Genomic DNA, 16,132 nt, shown 5'->3' with positions numbered 1-16,132 from the left:
GCATGTCTCCAGGCCAGCGGACACGTGCCTGGGGGCGAGAAGTCGGCGAATGGCCTCGGGTTGTGGCCTTGGCCTCCGTCTGCGCTGACATTGACGCGGGATGGGGTTGATGGCCCCTATGCGGCGCCTCCGGCGACGTACGAGCGTCGCCTGCGTCCCAGTTGTCCTCTGACATGGAATGTAGTCGTTTGACAGCGAACCCAGTCGTGCGAGGTGAGCACGCTCCTGCATGCAGGAGCGTTGCCCGCGACGCTACATCGTTGAAGACGCAGACCGACGAGAGTCTCACACGATCTGGTCCGATGTTGTCGAGTTGAGGACGAAGGGAGTAATCGCTGCAGCGGTGAGCGGGGAGGACAAGTACGCTCCGAGGGTGTGGAAGTCGATACGGCCAATCGGGGTGTCGGCGTGCTGGTCAACGGGGAATCGGTCGCCGAGCCGGCGGGGAATCGCCACAAGGTCACCTGTGTCGGCGAGGTTCACCCAGTATCCGACCCCGGCAGGTCGGGCGCCCCGATCGGCGATGGGTGCGGGCACCAGGTGATCAAAGATCCCGCCTGGCAGGCCCAGGGGAGAGCCCAGGGTTACGAAGCAGTCCACGGTCAGTTCGGGGTGTGCATGGAGGGCCTCGTACGCGACGACGGAGCCGAGGGAGTGCGCCAGCACCACGCGGGGGCGCACCCGTCGGATCGACTCGGCTACGGCGGATCGGGCGGCATCCCGTACCTGCGGAACGTGGAGGTAGCGGCGGACCTCGCCGGCCAGCTGGACGGCGAGCCGGATGACCGTCCCGATGGGGATGTTGCGGCGTCGGGAAACCCAGGACAGGACCTGCCGCAGCGGTGCAGTAATCAGTCCCTGCCGTTCCTGGAGGGTGGGCGAACCCAAAGCCAGCGCCCAGGCGATGACCACGGACTGTTCTCGTTCATCGATGGCAAGCACATCCGGCACGACAGCCTGCCGCTCCCCGCCGTGGGTGTGATGAGCGTAGTACGCGACGTGGAGGGCGGGGAGTTGGGAGGCGCCCAGTCCGGCGGCCGTGAAGCCATGCTGAAGTTTGGGCCGCCACTGCCCTGCTAGTTCGGTGGCTGCCTGTTCCGGCGAGCGTCCGTTCAGGTGGTTGCCAATACCGTGCACTGCGACGATCGTCACTGCTCTGATCCTTCCTCCGAGTAACAGTGAACGGAGTACGCCGGAAATCGCCACGGACCGCCGGCGGTCACGCCGTCGACCTTGCTGATCTCGTACATGTGTGCCTCCAGTCGAACGACCTCAAATCCATCGGGCGTCAGTACGTCGACGAGAGCATCGTAGAGTTGGGCAGTCGTCGCAGCGATGGAGCGGTTGCAGACCAGGCCGGACGAAGGCGGCAGTCCTCTCTCCCATTCGTCGACGGTGTGCAACTCCCATCCGTCTGCGCGGGCATCGCCACATAGCAGTTCGCCCGGCAACCATGCCAGGACGTGGGTGACGCGGACGGTCGGCCGCGTCGGACGGAGCCCCGGCGCCGTTGCGGAGCAGGTCCAGCCGAGGGCCGTGACATGGCCGGCCTTGCTGCCTACCAGCACGCCGTTCTCGTAGGGGGCGATCGTGTGTACTCGATCCGGGACTGGGGCCGGCGGTCCAAGGGGATCGCCGGATTCGACATCCCACGCCTGTACCTCCGCCTCGCTGACAGCGGCCACGAGTACCGGCCTGCCGTTCACTTGGCTGACAGCCATCACCCGCGGGTCGGCCACCGGGACGGAACCCACGAGCGAGGCAGTCACAAGGTCCCAGACCCGCACCTGATCGTCGTCCGACGATTGCTCAGCAGCGAAAAGGCGCTCGCCCTGCATTGCGACCGCTCCGATCCGGTCCAGCGTGATCGCTTGCCGCAGGGTGCTGTCAGCCATCGACCAGAGATGAACTCTGTGTTCATTGTGGACGCTGATCAGGAGCGACTCGCCGCCAACGGCGCCTGCGACCAGCTCTGTGACCGGCCCTTCCACGTTGGCGAGGAGATGGGAAGGCGATCCCTTGATCGTGTCCCAGACATGGATACTGCCGTCGGCACCGCCGACCACGGCCCACACCGAATCGCCGTGCGCCACAGCGGCCAACGCGGTGGCCGGGGCGGGGAGGCAGACCGTCGATTCCAGTGCATCCTCACGGACATTCCAGGTGTCGAGCTCATTCTCCGCGGTCACCGTGACGATGTAGGACGCGTCGCTGGCCGTCACGGTGGCGGCATGTCTGAGCCTGCCCAGGTCGGTCAATTCTCGATCCTCGGAGCCGGTGTTCAGGTCCCAAGCCTTGATCGTGCCGGACTCGAGTTCGGCGCTGAGTGCGATCTCCGAGCCGCCGATCCGGATGGTGCCCAGCATTGTGGCGGGGTGCCAATGGTTTTGGCCGTGACCGAAGCGTGGGCAAACGTCAAGGTCCCACACTCGCATGTTGCCGTCGCGATGGGCGGTCAGCGCGAGCTGAAAGCGGTCGATGCGGCGGATATCCCCTAGCGCCAGCCTTCTGTCCTCTGGGCGCGTGACGACCTGGACGGTGTCACCGTTCGCCCGGACCGCGTACATGCTGGCGGTGTAGGCGACGAGGGAGAACAGCGGGGCCGGCTCGTTGGTGCGCTGGATCCGCACTGCTTGGAGCTCGCCGGCCGATGTGAGGCAGACGGGCCGCCCGTCCAGTTTGCGCAGCACCCTCGGCCCGTCATCTTGAGGTGCGGCGCAAACATAGTGGATCGCGAGGGAACCGTCCGCAGCCTCCACTGCGAGTATCGAGGAGATGGCGGTGTTCCCGGCGTTGACGGTGTCCAGGGTCTTGCCGAACGACTCATCCAGCAGGCCGATCTGGCTGATGTCACCATTGACCCGACCAACTACAAGGACGGTTTCGTCCCCAGTGTCGGCGACCGCCAAGGCAGAGATCCCGGCGCCGTCGAGGTACGCGTCGGCAACGAGCGCACCCGTGGCGAGATCGTGCAGTCGCAGTACGTTCTGGTCAGTCACCATGGCAATGACCGCCCGCTCCTCCAGATCCATGATCACCATGTGAGTGATGGCATGTCTGTCTTTCCAGTGCGTCGAGGAATACCGGAGGACGGCGCCGGTTCGGCGCGGTGCGATGTCCCACGCTTGGAGGGAGCCGTCGGTGCCGCCGAACACAGCGAAGAGCCGTCGATGGGCAGCTCCCAGGGCCAGGGCCGACACCGTGGTGCCCAACTCGTCCTTGGTGATGACGTGCAGCAGGGACTCCTCAGGCAAGCCCGTACTCCAGCGCGTGCAGAGCACTGCCTGTTCGTCTTGAAGATGGCGCGCCAGTCCGGCCGCCCGGTAGGTCACAAGGCTCTGCTGAAGCCTCGCACGCCGTGTCTCCAGCAATCCGTCCTCTCCAAAGAGGCTGCCACGACCGAATGCCTTGTGGTAAGCGGCTCCGGCTCGCCGCGCCGTGGGCGCTTGCGTCCTGTGAACGGCTCCCCAGATGCTGTTGCGGTCGGCGCGGACTAGGTACTCCGGGTGCAGGAACATCTGGTCGACTGCGGAACCGCCCGGCACAGCGGCGGCATGATCCATAAGGTGTCGTAGCAGATAGGGTGCACCGAGGTCCCACCGAGGCCCCTCCGCACCCCACCATCCGGGGACAGCCGACAGTAGCTCGTGGAAGAGCTTGTCGGTGAGCCCGTCGAGTTCGGCCCCGGCGTCACGGAAGTGTTCGGTGATCGTCTCGTGGAAGAACCGGTAGAGCTGACGCCCGTCCGAGTCGATGTTCGTCCGTAGATAGAAACGGGCGGTGGCCAGCTTCTCGCGGGCCTCACCCGGTGTCAGGGGGCGAAGCCCTTGACCTGCGGCCATGGCGGCAGCGGTGGCCGCTGCCGCCACAAGCTCCAGTGGCATACCCTGACCCCGCGCTTGTGCCAGCCCCACCATTACGTGCCGCATCCACGGGTCACCGTCCAGCGTGGTCCGCAAGTGCAGTTCGAGTAGGTGCGGCAGCGTCTGCGGCAGCCGGGCGACCGCCTCGGCAGGTTCCAGGGGTGCACCGGCCCGCAGGAAGTCGGCGAAGAGTGCTGCGATGAGGAAGGTGCTGCGCCCGCGGCTATGAGCAATCGGAGTGGCAACCGCACGGGCTACGGACTCGCGGAGGGCCTGGTCGCTGTAGCCGGGTGCGCTGTACAGGATGTCGGCGATGTAGGTTGTGAGGTCGTTCGCAAGGGTCTCGATGCTGGAAGAGGTGTCCAGGTTAAGCACCACCCCGCGGGGGCCAGGCGCTCGCCAGAACCGCTGGCTGTCCGTCTGCGGCGGGCGCATTCCTACGAGTGCTCGGAAGGCGGGGCGACCGTCGGGGCGGAGCGTGCACAGGAGCTCGGGTAGCAGATCGCGGGTGATGCGGTCGCTCTCCAGGGCTTCGTCAACGGCATCGAGGATGAGTATTACCGGTTCTGGTAGGTCCTGGGCGATGCGTTTGAGCTGGTCGAGAACTGGCTCACAGCTAGCGGCGGCCGGCTCCGTGTCCTCGGGAGTCAGTTGGGCCATGATCGAAGCAAGCACCTCGGCCATGCTCCGGTGCCGGGCATGGACCGCGACAAGAGTCGGGTAACGACGCTCCGGGCGGAACTGAGCAGGAATGCGGCCAACCAGCCCGGCGCTCAGCTCGGCGAGCTGGTTGTGCGACAGGAAGACCGTTACCCCCAGCAGTGCCGACTTTCCGACCCCAGGGCTTCCGGTGACCAGCAACAGGGTTTCGTCGCTCGCCAGCCAGGAGCGAATCTGGGCCAGCTCACGGGTTCGCCCAGTGAATAGGCAGGCCATGATCGCAGCCGCATCGTCCAGGCGGCCGGACGCCCGGGTGAGGAAGTGGACCGGGTCCAGACCGGGGTCGAACTCCGTCGCTAGTTCCCGGACTGCAAATCGCAGTCGGCTCCGAAGACGTTGCCAGCCGTCTGTACTGAACGCCGGATTGGCGAAGAACTCCGGTACTGGCAACGAGGCGGCTCGGCGCGGCGAGTGCACCACGGTCTGCGGATATCCCTCACCGAGGCGGACCAGCTCCCGTGCGATCTCGTCGGCGACAGCCTCCACCGGCACGTGGGACAAAGTCGGAGAAATGTCCCAGTGTCCCAAACGGAGCCGCTCAAACGCTTGGGCCGTGGCCTTGGTGAACCGTGCGTCAAAGGCGCTCTCGTCCGCCGTGCAGGCCGCGATCACCCAGGTCCTACGATCGCCCTCGGGGACGTCCTGGAACAGCTGATAGTCCGTCGCGGCCCCTGCACCACAAACATCGAGCAGGAACAGGACAGGAGACTGGTTGGATCCGTGCTCGACCTCGTTCAGCCATCGACCTACATCGATCGCCGACTCCGGGAGGTCGGTCGGACGGCTGTCGTGCACGGGCAAGTACAAGACCCGGCGGCGAAGAGCCCCGTGACCAGCAAAGTGAACGATACGCGGCCGACTCGCCGAATCGTGCCGTAGTTGCCGCCAGCTCTCCTCAGTGCTGACCCGATCCGCGTTGATCACCGGTTCACCGACGTTCAGCCCGTCGAAGCGCGAAAGCACCGCGGCGAGTTCACGCACCTGCGGTTCAACCGACGGCAGCGGACGGAACCCCTCCGACATGGGGTTCCACTCGCCGTTGACCACGCTCTCAAAGGTCCCAACCCCGAGCAAAAGTGCTCGAACCATCATCCCCCCGTGCCCGTACGCGTCGGTCTCCAGGCTATCGGGATCGAGGCTGGTCACCCCTCACGACGAGATTCACTGTCAGAAAGCCCAGACGACTGCATTTGCTATCAAACGACTCGATTGGATGACGAAGGACACCAGTTCGCCGGGGGCAGACAGGAAAGAGCCGCGAAAGACTGGCCAGCGAGGGCACAGAGATGTCAACGTAGACGACCCGCCAGAACCCCAGGTCAGAGCGCTGATCGGTGCGCCTGCGGCTCCCTCTGGCCGCAGCTTCTTCACTCGTCTACCTAGCTGGCGGCGCGACGCCGACAGCGGGCTCGGGCGCCTGCCGCCCGAGGTCGCCGTCGCTATGAACCGGCAGGCTCCCGTCCAGGCGCTGCCGCGCCACGTTGCCGGCGCCCAGTACACCCGAACCCGGCTCTTGGAGGCACTCCTGAATCCGCGCTACCCGTTCGATCCCTCTTTCGCGGCTGGCGCTCTTCCCGCGTACTGGGTCAGCCCCCGACACCTGGCCGACGATGACGGTCGTCTCTGCGATGTCGTCGCGGACAGCCTCGCAGGTCTGGGCTGGACGAGTCTGACAGCCGTGCGAGGACGGCGAGACTTCGATGAGCTGGGAGATCACCAGGTGGTGCGCAGCACCGTCCTGCACATCAGTCCCGACGCTCTTCGATGGGCACAGTGGGTGCTGGCGGACGAGCCGTTCCACCTTGGTGGCCTGCCGGTCGCGTGGCAGGTCTCGGCCCGCTCGGACACCACCAGTTCGCTCGCGGACTGGTCCGCCTACTTCACCCCAGGCGTACCGGGAGAGGTCATAACCGAGTTTCTCCTGGCGCTCGACCAATGCAGTCAGCCCACCACCTTGTACGACGGTCCCGAACTGGTGCTCGCTACGGCCGCCGGGAACGGTTGGCTCCGGGACGCCGACCAGCCCCACGCGGCGGCGATGCACCCCACCTTCACCGCCCGCCTCAGCCTCGGCGAGGTGCCGCCCCTCATTCAGGATGCCGACCCCAGCGTCCTGACCGCCGAGGGAGACGGGCAGGTGGCGATCGGCTGGCAGGCGTGGGCTGAGCCTGCAATGGGGGCTCCGTACCTGTGGGCCGCCTCATTCAGCGCGAGCGTGCCGCACCGTTTGGTCGCCGCGTTCGCCTCCTCGCTCAGCTCCACGGCACCGGTACTGCGCCGGGTGCTGCCGGAAAGTACGCGGGACCAGCTCCTGTGTGCCCCCGCCAACTGAGAAGCGCCCCACTCCGCGTAACGAAGCCGGGCCTCCCGTCTGGGAGGCCCGGCTTTGTGGTGCTCTAGCAGGTCTTGTGTGTAGCGGACCCCGTGGTTGCTGGGGCGGAACCGTGTCAGCACTGGGGGCTACACCCAACTTGTTGGCACCGCTGAGCGACGGTGCCTATCTGATCTCTCGTCGCTCCGATCGCTGAGGCTGGCAGACACGCCGGCCAGGCCGATTCCTCGCCCTGGTCGAACAACGACGCGGCCCTTCGTCAGTAGGTGTTGGCGGTGAAGGGGCGCGGGGGTGTGGCTACGAGGCCGAGCAGGCGGTTGAACTCCGTCCGGTCCTCTTCGCTCATGAGCTCGTGGGCGTTGCCGAGGTTCTTCACGGTGAGCTGCTGCATGAACGGGGCGAGGAAGCGCTGCAGTGCTTCCGAGGCGTCAGCCCATGCCTGCCGGTGCTTCACGAAGCGCTTGAACTGCGCGTCAAAATCGAGGAACTCGCTGCGAGTCGCTGTGAGGACATGATCCTGTTCCTCCTTGCTGAACGGCCGTCCATCGCGATGGCTCCACGTGTTGGTGTCGGCTCGGTACTTGAAGTCCGCGTCGGCGAGGAGGGCGATGATGTCGGGTCGGGATGAGGTTGCGGTCATACGGGTGTGACGCTCCTTGTGGGATTGGGTGGGGAGCATCAATCGTCTGGAGAATCGCCGGTTGGGCTAACCGGCGATCGTCGGCTATGTTGCGCCCGTTTCCCCGGGTCAGTGCCTGCGGCTGGAGTGGTTCGACGCCTGAGCCGCGGGCGGTGTGGCGGAGGCCGGTGTCGGGATGTGCCGGCCGTCTCGGGCGCCTGCGGTCTGGAGGCTTTCGGGTGCCGCTGAGGGCAGGTGGGCGCTGCGGCGTAGGCGCCAGACGAGGACATCGCTGATGGAGTCGGCGCTGGCGAGCTCGCGTCGCCGGGCGGCGTCGGCGAGCAGTGCGCCGGGGTCGTGGCCCGCTTGGCGGGCGTCGGTGAGGGTGACGGCCAGGGCGGGCCAGCCGGGCTCGGCCTGGATCCGTTCGGCGAACTCTGGCAGTGCCTGGTGCAGGAGATCGGCTTGCCGCTCTCGAATACGCGGTGCCATCCGCTGGCCTCGCTGGCGGAGGGCGGCGATGGGGTGGGCCGCAGCAGCCTGGTAGGCGGTGCGTAGGTGTTCGGCGGCTTGCTGGGCTGCGGCTGCCTGCTGGCTGTGGTGCCTTTTGGCGTGCCAGTTCGCTGCGGCGATGGCGAGGAAGATGGCCATGTCGATGACCATCGCCGTGGTGGCTCCGTCTTCGCCGCGGCCGAGTGCGGGGCCACTGTGGACGAGATCGTGTGCGGCCTGCCGCAGAGCGTGGTCATGCCCGCGTACGGCGCGGACATGGGAGCGGCCGGCCCGCTCGAACGCGTTGGCCGCCTCCCGCAGTTCCGCACGGGTGTGCGCGGCAGAGGTCTTGGCGAGCGCGTCCAGGACCTCACTCGCTGCGGCGATCTGTGCTGCCGCCATGCCGTCGTCGCCGTGGTCGATGATCAGTAGGGCCTGCCAGCTGGCAGCCGCAGCCCGGCGCCGAGCGAACGCGGGATGGGTCACCTGCGGCAGGGCGGGCTGCACCGGCTCGGAACCGCCCTCGGAGACCGCCTCTGCTTGGAGGGACCAGCGTTCGCGGATACGGGGCAGGGAAAGGTCGGGTGCGAGGGTGGAGCCGGCATAGAAGACCGGCTCGTCGTCCTTGTTGAGGTCACCAGGCAGTGCGACCTTGTAGCCGAGCAGGTCGCCCGAGGGTGCGATCCGCTTGCGGATCAGAAGGCCGTCGGCGGCCAGACGGTCGAAGAACTCATCTGTGGAGGCGGCCCCGGCCGACGCGCCGCGCACGGTCTCGCGCAGCTCCTCCCGCACCGTGCGCTCTCGCCCTTGGCGTTCGGCTTTGTGGCGCTCGGCGCTGGTGGGGCGTTTGGCTGTGGTGCCGTCGCCGGGGGTAACGCGGTGCAGGTCGTAGTCGGCTTCGATGAGACGGGCTTCGGCTTGGGCGCGCTGGCCGGAGCGGTGGTGATTGGGGCGGCGGCCGTCCTCGCGTACGAGGGTGGCGATGATGTGGATGTGGTCGTCGGCGTGACGGACGGCGGCCCACCGGCACCCGGCGTCGTCTACGCCACCGGAGTCGATGCCGGTGGCGGCCACGATGCGGCGGGCGATGGCGCCCCACTCCTCGTCGCTCAGGATGCGGTCGGTGCGTGCCGCGCGGACGGAGCAGTGCCACACGTGCTGGTCGGGTCGCTGGCCTTCGTCGAGGAGGTGCAGTGGCTGGTCGAGAAGCCGCTGGAGGTCTTCCTTCGTCGCGGAGGGGTCGCGGCCGGGGTCAGGCGCCATGTAGTCGAAGGAGGCGACAAGGCGCGGGTCGACGTGCTCTTCGCGGGTGCCCTTGCCGTAGAGGTAGTTGAGCAGGCCGCGGGTGCTGCGGCCTTGCTTGTGGATGCTGGGAATCAAGTGGTCTCGTCTGTCTGCTGGTTGTTGATCCGCTCGACGGCTGCCTCGGTGGCGGTGGCCGCGCGGCGGACGTAAGTGAGGGTTTCCTTGATGCGGGCGCTGTCGATGTCGCCGCCCGAGTTGAGGGTCTTGGTCATCTGGTTGAGGTTGCTGCCGGCCCAGCCGAGCTTGCGGCTGGTGGCGAAGAGCTCGGTGAGGACGTCTTGGTCGGCGGCGATGGTGGCGGCGGTGCGGGTCTGGTCGCGGGCGGCGGCGAGCGCGGAGTGGGCGAGGAATCCGGCGATACTCATGCCGACGGCATCGGCGCTGGCCTGGATGAGGGTGCGTTCGCGTTCGTTGAGTCGGACGCTGTGGGCGGGGCGCTGCTTCTTGTCGCGCGGGCGGGGTTTCCCCTTGGTCAGGCGCGTGTGACCGGCCTTACTTGGCTGCGAACCGCCCTCGGTCGCAGCCCTCCCGTCCGGCGCCCCCTGGCGCTGGTCGGGCCCCGCCACCCCTGGGGCGGGGTCGGGTTCGGACGCTCCCCCTGCGGGGAGTGTCCGAACCTCCAACTTGCTCCGCTTTGGGCTGGCGTGGCTTGGGGCGCGTTCTGATGCTCGGGGCTGTGGGTGCACGAATCCTGCATGGAGTCCAGCTCCTGGTTGAGGGGAGAGGGCAGCGGACCAGGTCGACGTACGGGCAGCGTCCCCCACGCCCGCTGGTTCGAGCGGTGAGTCGCGAGGGAGGTCCGTGAGTGCCTGGTCAAGCGGCGCGAATGGGGCGGGGCCGTGGGACCAGACGGGTTGCTGGTCCCACGGCCCCCGTTCGGCGTTCAGGGGTGACCGGATATCCGGTCACCCCGTGGGGACGGCGGTCTCGCAACCCTGCTCTGCCGCCAAGAGGGCCTTGAGTTCGGTGAGCCGGTCCTCGGAGATGGGGAGGTCGGCCTCGCGGATGGCGTTCCGTAGCACGGCGCGGGTGGCTGTTCCGTGCATGGCGATGGCCGCGCGGCCGATTGCGAGGAGTTCGTCCATCTCGGCACCGGGAGGACGTCCGTAGCGTTGCGCCGCAGGGACGTCGTCCTCGTGGGACGGCTCGGTGGTCTCGCGGGTGGGGACCGAATCGTGCAGGGGAAGTTGGTTCTGCACGGATCGGGGAGGCAGGGACTCAAGACGAAGGTTGGAGTCGGCGTGCTCCCCGGCTTCCTCGCTCGTCAAGTCGAAACCTGCACCCGATCGGCTGCGCCGCGGAGTCGTCTCGACGTGGCGCATGGCGCCTTCGTTCGGAGTGAAGGCGTTCCAAGGCGATGGCAGTTCGATCGTGGCCAGCGCTGTCGCGTGACGGCGGACGGCAAGCTGGTGCAGCAGCACGTCGCGCTGGCGCTGGTCGATTCCCACAGACGCTAGGGCGACGGCGCGGGAAAGCCGTCGCGCGGTTCGCCGGCCTCGCCAGCCGGCGCGCTGCTTCGGGGTTCGCTCCGCAAGGTGCGCGGCCAGGGCGACGGCCCTGCGGGTGGCACGGTCGCGGCTGATCTGCGCGGCGTCACGATCGTGTTCGGCGAGCCCAAGGCGCGAGAGGCCGCGTTCGCGTACTTCGCGACCTATCCGGGCGAGGAGGCTGTGGGAGGCAGCCTCGGGCGTGCGGATGCGTAGTTCGATGCCCATGGCCTGATGCCACAGCAGTGCGGCCATGACCGGTCCCACGAAGGCCCGCACCGTGCCGCCGACCACACCTGACTCGGCGTACGCGGGGATCACCTGTACAGCGGTGATCACCCAGGTCAGGACGCCGGGCAGGCCGGGTGCTTGATTGGGGCCGTGCAGGTTCTGCCGCGCCAGCAGGGCCGTGGCGAAGAGGGCGAGTTCCGCGGCGGCGAACATTGCGGCGCGCTCGGTGGTGCCGCTCATGCCGAGGTAGTCGGCGGCGAACCGCCAACTGGTGTCGGCGCTGTAGGCGGTACATCCGACCGCGGCCAGCGCGGCGACCCTGACCGCGGGCGTTCCGGGCTGTCGCTTGGCGTGGTTTCGGGGAGCGCGTCGGTGGATCAGCCAGCTGACCAGCAGCACTGTGCAGGTGGCCAGGAGGGCGGCGAGCGCGACAGGTATCGCGTTCCAGTGCCCGAGTGCGGGCATGGCAAGTTCCGTCATGCAGGGGTCTCCAAAGGACCCGCCGCGCCGTGTGGGCAGGCGTGGGCGCGGACGGGCGGTGTGGTGAAGGTGAGCTGGTGCGGGGCGGCGCCGTGCGGTCAGGCGGAGAGCTGGCGTCGGCGGTCGACGCCGGTGAGGACGACGGTGCTGGTCATCTCGGCGAGACGGGAGGCGACGCGGTCGCCGACGGCGTCGCGGAGCGCGGCGGTCGGCAGATTGGTCGTGAGGAGGGTGGGGAGCAGGTCGGTGTAGCGGCGGTTGATCAGCCGGTACGTGATCTCCTCGGTCCACTCCGACTGCTTGGCTGCGCCGAGGTCGTCCAGGATCAGCAGCGGGCAGGTGCTGAGGGTGGCGAGGTCGCGCTCGGCGTCGTGGCCGGGGCGTGGGCGCAAGCGGGCGTACAGGTCGGCTGTGGTGGCTGCCTCCCACCGCAGCCGTACCCCGGCGGTCAGCAGCGAGCGCACCGCGCCGTACGCCTGGTGTGTCTTGCCGGTGCCGGTGGGCCCGGCGATCAGCAGGGACGGTCCGAGTGCGATGCCCCGGGTGCCGCTCGGGCCGGGCCGTGCGGCGAGGGCCACCTCGTCGACCCAGGCGGCAACCTGCTGGTGGCTGGCGAGGGCGTGGCGGTAGCGGGGTGGGATGCGGGCCGCGGCCAGTTCCAGCGCGGTCACCCGTTCCGAAGGAGCCTCGGCAGGTGACGTAGTTGGATCGATGCCCCGTTCGGCGAGGATCGTGCCGAGGCGGGCGGCGAGGGTGTTCATGCGCTGCGGCTCCCGGCTGGTGGTGGCTGTGGTCACAGCTGCCCTCCGTAGGCCGCCTCGACGTCAGCGGGCGCCGGGTTGGTCCATGCTCGGTGCGGGGCGGCAGCTGCCCGTGGAGCGTTCATGGCCTCGTCGACCAGGCTCGGCAGCAGCCCAGCGGACAGCCCCTTGGTACGCATGCGGTCCATCCCGGCCCTGATGTGGTCGGGGGACAACCCCTCGCCGAGCAGTTTGCTGACCACCTTGCCGAGGCGGCCGAGGACGTCGCTGGGCGGGCGGTGTTGGCATGCGGCGACGTGCTCGGCGACCAGGTCCTTGGCCGAGACCGAACCCGGCGTGGGGGCGCTTGCGCTCCCCACCGGAGGTGATCCTAGATCCAGGATCCTAGGTCCTAGATCCGGACGCTGAGTCCTCACCGCAGTCTCCCAGCGTTGTGGTGAGGGCTCACGGCCTGTTCATGGAGGGCTCCGTGAACAGGCGAGGCCGCCTCGTCCGACCGGCTGCCCTGGTGGCGCGGGCAGGCCGGGCAGCGGGTGCCGCTGGGCCGGTTGATCTTCTGGTGACGGGCCCAGGTGACGATGTGCAGGTACCGCTTGCCGTCGTCGCCTTCGTACCGGCAGATTAGTCCCGCACTGTCGAGCTGCGTGAGGTCGTCCTCGACCTCCAGCGGGCCGTGCTCGGGGCGCAGGGACCACAGGGCGCCGGTGATGACAGCAGCTTGGTCGCGGAAGCGGCCGTGGTCGTCCGCCTGCGTAAGCAGGCCGAAGAAGGTCCGCTCGGCATGGACGCTCACTGCGGCCAGCGACTCGGAGATGAAGGCTTCCGGCTTGATGGTGCGTATCCGCGCCATGTCTATCGCCCCGCCTTCGTGGGCCGAGCAGGCGAGTTCGGCGACGGGGATGCGACTACGGCCACGAAGGCAGTAGCTTGTTGGGGCATGCACAGTTCCTCACCCGGTGGCGTTATGACCGCCACCGTCTTGATCGTTCAGGTACGGGCGATATCGGTAGGGACTTCTTGGCCCCCGGCGTTGGCCCGCCGGGGGCTTCTTCATGTGCTCGGAACCGCAGGGGTTTCCGGGCGCATGGCCAAGACAGCCACATCTTCCCCGCACAAGTCCAGCATTCCGCCGGGAAAGCAAACAGCTCTCGGCGAACGTGTCGTGCGCGGCTTCCTTAAAACGGTAAACCCGAATCGCCGGTTGGCCAAGAAGTTGCATAAAGCGGGCAGTTGGCAAGCGAATCCGTGGGCGGCGCTGGTGAGCGCGCGATGCAAGATGCCCACGTCGAGACCACGTAGGTGCTACCAGCATGAGGGCAGCAGGTGATTTGGTCATCCGCCAATTCCGGTCTATGTTGCGCCGCTCGCAAGGACCCTGGGGACCAGATCTGACAAAAAAGATGCGAAACATAGCAGCACATTGCCGGTTACCCAAACCGGCAATGCAGAGCTACAACTGACCCATGCCTGAGAGCCCTTTGGGAATTGGTCCGGCCGGCGTGCTGACCGCCCGCGCCATTACCCGTGCCCGCACAGCGCGCGGATTCGCCCAGCGCCAGCTGGCCGAACGTGTCACCGCGCTCGGCCGGCCCATGACCATCACGATGCTGTCCCGCATCGAATGAAGACAGCGCCGCTGCGATGTCGACGACCTCGTCGCCATCGCAGCCGCTCTCGGCCTCTCCCCGCTCGCCCTGCTCGCCGAGACGAGTTAGCCGAACGAGCCCCAACAGCGCTCCCCGGGTGGGCCAACACCCGGCAGCCGCTACGCGCACCACCCCGCCCGTACCTGAACCACCAAGACCGGCGTACCCGTCTCCGCACGGCCGCGCCAGAGAAGGAACCTCCTTGCCGCGAGAGGCCATTCCCCCTGCCCCGTTGTCGTTCCGCCTCCGTACCGCGAAGGAGGCGATCTCGCATGGCTGAGCAGTCAGGCACCGGCGTAGCGCCGCCCCGCCTCTACCGTCCCGAGGACATCGCTGCTGTTCTCGGCTGCTCTGCCTGGTGGGTCAAGGACAGGGCCCGCCGGCGGCTGATCCCCTTCACCCGGGTCGGCCGCGCGTACCGCTTCACCGCAGAACACCTCGCAGAGATCATCCGCCTCCACGAGGAACGGCCCGCACGGGCGCACCAGCCCGTCACAGCTCGGACCGTCGCCAAGGCCGACGCCCAGCAGGCGGACGCGCCCCAGCGTGCCGCGCCCACAACCCGTCTGCGGGCGCGGCCTCCGGTCCGCGCCAGGCAGCGCCAGTTCAGCACCGTCGCGTGACACGACCGCGTACCAAGGGAGAGGAGGAGCGTGGGTTTCGCGGAGAAGCGCGCGAACTACTGGCGTGGCCGGTACAAGACCGTACCTGGGAAGCACCTCACGGTCGTCGACGAGCAGGGCAAGGCGATCAAGTTCGCCACCAAGGGCGAGGCCCAGCGCGCCGCGAGCGAGGCCGAGAACAAGTACCGGCGCGGCGACTGGCGTGACCCGGCACTCGGCCAGGAGACCTTCGGCGAGTACGCGAGCCGCTGGTACGAGGCCCAGGACCTGGCCGCATCGACGATGCAGAACTACAAGCGCCACATCGAGGAGCACCTGCTTCCCGACTTCGGGGACCAAGCCCTCGCCGGCATCCTGCGCTCGGACGTCGACCGGTGGGAAAAGAAGGAAAGGGCCCTGTACGCGGCTTCCAGCGTCAAGACCTGGCGCTCGACGTTCCACCTGATCTACGAGGACGCGATCGACGAAGGACTGATCACGTCGAACCCCGCGACCAGGCGGCGTGGGCGGGGCAAGCGCGCGGGCCGCTCCCGTGACCGAGGCCCGGAGAAGGTCGTCACCGATCCGCTCGGCATCCTGTTGATCGCCGAACGAGCAGCACTGCTGTCCGGCCGAGATGACGAGTTCGTCGCAGTCGTCCTCAAGGGATACACCGGCATGCGCTGGGGCGAAATAGTCGGCCTGGAGACCGAGTTCGCTCGACCGGGCTCCGTCCGTGTCGAATGGCAGCTGTACGAACTGGACTCGGGCGAAATGGTGCGCTGCCCGCCCAAGGACGACAGCTATCGCACCCTCGACTCGATGGACTGGCTGTCCGCCCTGGTCGCCAATCACATCGCCCGCACGAAGCCGACGCCCTGCCCCTGCCACGGTAGGACCTACATCTTCCGCGGGCAGGGCACGGCTCGTACGGGCGGCCACCACGGTGCGAAACTCGTCGACGTCGCACGCCGTGCCGAAGTCTCCACGGGGACGGTGTCCAACGTCCTCAACCACCCCGATCGCGTCGCTGAGGCGACGCGAATGCGGGTGGAGGAGGCCATCACGGACCTCGGGTTCGTACGAGGCGGCGCGGTGGTGGAGCCTGCGGTCCACTGGCGCAGGAACGGTTTCGCGACGTGGCTGTTCACCCCGGCGGTATCGGGCTGGTATCCGAAGAAGGCCCCGCAGGAGGCACGACCCGTGCCGCTACTCGGCGAGCCGTGGCCAGGAGTCCCCGCGCGAGGGCGGGGCGCCGGCCAACGAGCTGACGCCTGCTGGCTCCCGATCGCCAAGGGCCTCACGCCTCACGGACTGCGCCACGCCCATAGGACCGTGATGGAGGACCTCGGCACCGAGAAGGTCCTCATGGACCAGCGCATGGGACACATCGACGGCTCCGTCTCGGCGCGCTATGCCCATGTCACCCCTGGCATGCGCAAGCGCCTCATGCTCGGCCTGACCGAGCAGTGGGAGGCAGCACTCGCTGCCCGCCTGGCGATGTGCCCTACCTCGCCGGTACGCGTGCTCAACGACCTCCTACACGCACGCGCGGTCGCCCCCGGGCCTCGCTGAGCAAGATTGAAGGAGCACA

Annotated in this window: 10 protein-coding genes and 2 pseudogenes; 4 read left to right on the top strand and 8 right to left on the bottom strand. The window is 67.9% G+C overall.

The window, feature by feature from the left end; genetic code table 11:
* Positions 1-285: 285 nt before the first annotated feature.
* Positions 286-1,152 (bottom strand): serine peptidase, encoded by an 867-nt coding sequence (locus G3I19_RS02310; RefSeq protein ID WP_343234957.1) that lies wholly within the window; start codon positions 1,150-1,152, stop codon positions 286-288.
* Positions 1,149-5,729 carry an AAA family ATPase gene (locus G3I19_RS02305; RefSeq protein ID WP_164258876.1) on the bottom strand — a complete coding sequence of 1,527 codons (4,581 nt, stop codon included), beginning with the start codon at positions 5,727-5,729 and terminating at the stop codon, positions 1,149-1,151. Before G3I19_RS02305 ends, G3I19_RS02310 begins: the two co-directional genes overlap by 4 nt.
* Positions 5,730-6,096: 367 nt before the next feature.
* Here G3I19_RS02305 and G3I19_RS02300 point away from each other — a divergent pair, with 367 nt between their 5' ends.
* Positions 6,097-6,915 (top strand): DUF317 domain-containing protein, encoded by an 819-nt coding sequence (locus G3I19_RS02300; RefSeq protein WP_164258982.1) that lies wholly within the window; start codon positions 6,097-6,099, stop codon positions 6,913-6,915.
* A gap of 259 nt (positions 6,916-7,174) precedes the next feature.
* On the opposite strand, the gene G3I19_RS02295 is transcribed toward G3I19_RS02300, so the two are convergent.
* The 6 genes and pseudogenes from G3I19_RS02295 to G3I19_RS02270 form a co-directional block, all read right to left on the bottom strand.
* On the bottom strand, positions 7,175-7,555 hold the full coding sequence (locus G3I19_RS02295; RefSeq protein ID WP_164258875.1) for a hypothetical protein: 381 nt from the start codon (positions 7,553-7,555) through the stop codon (positions 7,175-7,177).
* Between the two features lie 108 nt (positions 7,556-7,663).
* A complete protein-coding gene (locus tag G3I19_RS02290; protein WP_164258873.1) occupies positions 7,664-9,406 on the bottom strand; it encodes a relaxase/mobilization nuclease domain-containing protein in 1,743 nt (580 codons plus the stop codon).
* Positions 9,403-9,696, bottom strand: a complete 294-nt coding sequence (locus G3I19_RS37210; protein ID WP_239073908.1) for a mobilization protein — start codon at positions 9,694-9,696, stop codon at positions 9,403-9,405. The genes G3I19_RS02290 and G3I19_RS37210 overlap by 4 nt, the downstream gene beginning before the upstream one ends.
* 540 nt (positions 9,697-10,236) lie before the next feature.
* Positions 10,237-11,529, bottom strand: a complete 1,293-nt coding sequence (locus G3I19_RS02280; RefSeq protein ID WP_164258871.1) for a hypothetical protein — start codon at positions 11,527-11,529, stop codon at positions 10,237-10,239.
* Positions 11,530-11,627: 98 nt separating this feature from the next.
* Positions 11,628-12,326 carry an ATP-binding protein gene (locus G3I19_RS02275; RefSeq protein ID WP_343234956.1) on the bottom strand — a complete coding sequence of 233 codons (699 nt, stop codon included), beginning with the start codon at positions 12,324-12,326 and terminating at the stop codon, positions 11,628-11,630.
* A pseudogene (locus G3I19_RS02270) lies at positions 12,323-13,140 on the bottom strand (hypothetical protein). The gene G3I19_RS02275 and the pseudogene G3I19_RS02270 overlap by 4 nt, the downstream one beginning before the upstream one ends.
* A 613-nt stretch (positions 13,141-13,753) precedes the next feature.
* Here G3I19_RS02270 and G3I19_RS02265 point away from each other — a divergent pair.
* The 3 genes and pseudogenes from G3I19_RS02265 to G3I19_RS02255 all read left to right on the top strand — a co-directional run bounded on the left by G3I19_RS02265 (position 13,754) and on the right by G3I19_RS02255 (position 16,113).
* Positions 13,754-14,005: pseudogene (locus G3I19_RS02265) on the top strand (helix-turn-helix transcriptional regulator).
* A gap of 203 nt (positions 14,006-14,208) precedes the next feature.
* Entirely contained in the window at positions 14,209-14,559 is a 351-nt protein-coding gene (locus tag G3I19_RS02260; protein WP_164258869.1) for a helix-turn-helix domain-containing protein, read from the top strand.
* A 30-nt stretch (positions 14,560-14,589) separates the two neighbouring features.
* A complete protein-coding gene (locus G3I19_RS02255) occupies positions 14,590-16,113 on the top strand; it encodes a LacI family DNA-binding transcriptional regulator (protein ID WP_164258867.1) in 1,524 nt (507 codons plus the stop codon).
* Positions 16,114-16,132: the final 19 nt, after the last annotated feature.

The organism is Streptomyces sp. SID10853, from assembly GCF_010548145.1.
Classification (GTDB): domain Bacteria; phylum Actinomycetota; class Actinomycetes; order Streptomycetales; family Streptomycetaceae; genus Streptomyces.
This window is presented reverse-complemented; position numbering and strand designations above follow the sequence as displayed.

What these genes read in the sequence shown, in the direction of transcription:
- G3I19_RS37210 (WP_239073908.1), bottom strand. Translation starts at nt 9,696, where the DNA reads ATGAGTATCGCCGGATTCCTCGCCCACTCCGCGCTCGCCGCCGCCCGC.
- G3I19_RS02260 (WP_164258869.1), top strand. Translation starts at nt 14,209, where the DNA reads ATGGCTGAGCAGTCAGGCACCGGCGTAGCGCCGCCCCGCCTCTACCGT.
- G3I19_RS02280 (WP_164258871.1), bottom strand. Translation starts at nt 11,529, where the DNA reads ATGACGGAACTTGCCATGCCCGCACTCGGGCACTGGAACGCGATACCT.
- G3I19_RS02295 (WP_164258875.1), bottom strand. Translation starts at nt 7,555, where the DNA reads ATGACCGCAACCTCATCCCGACCCGACATCATCGCCCTCCTCGCCGAC.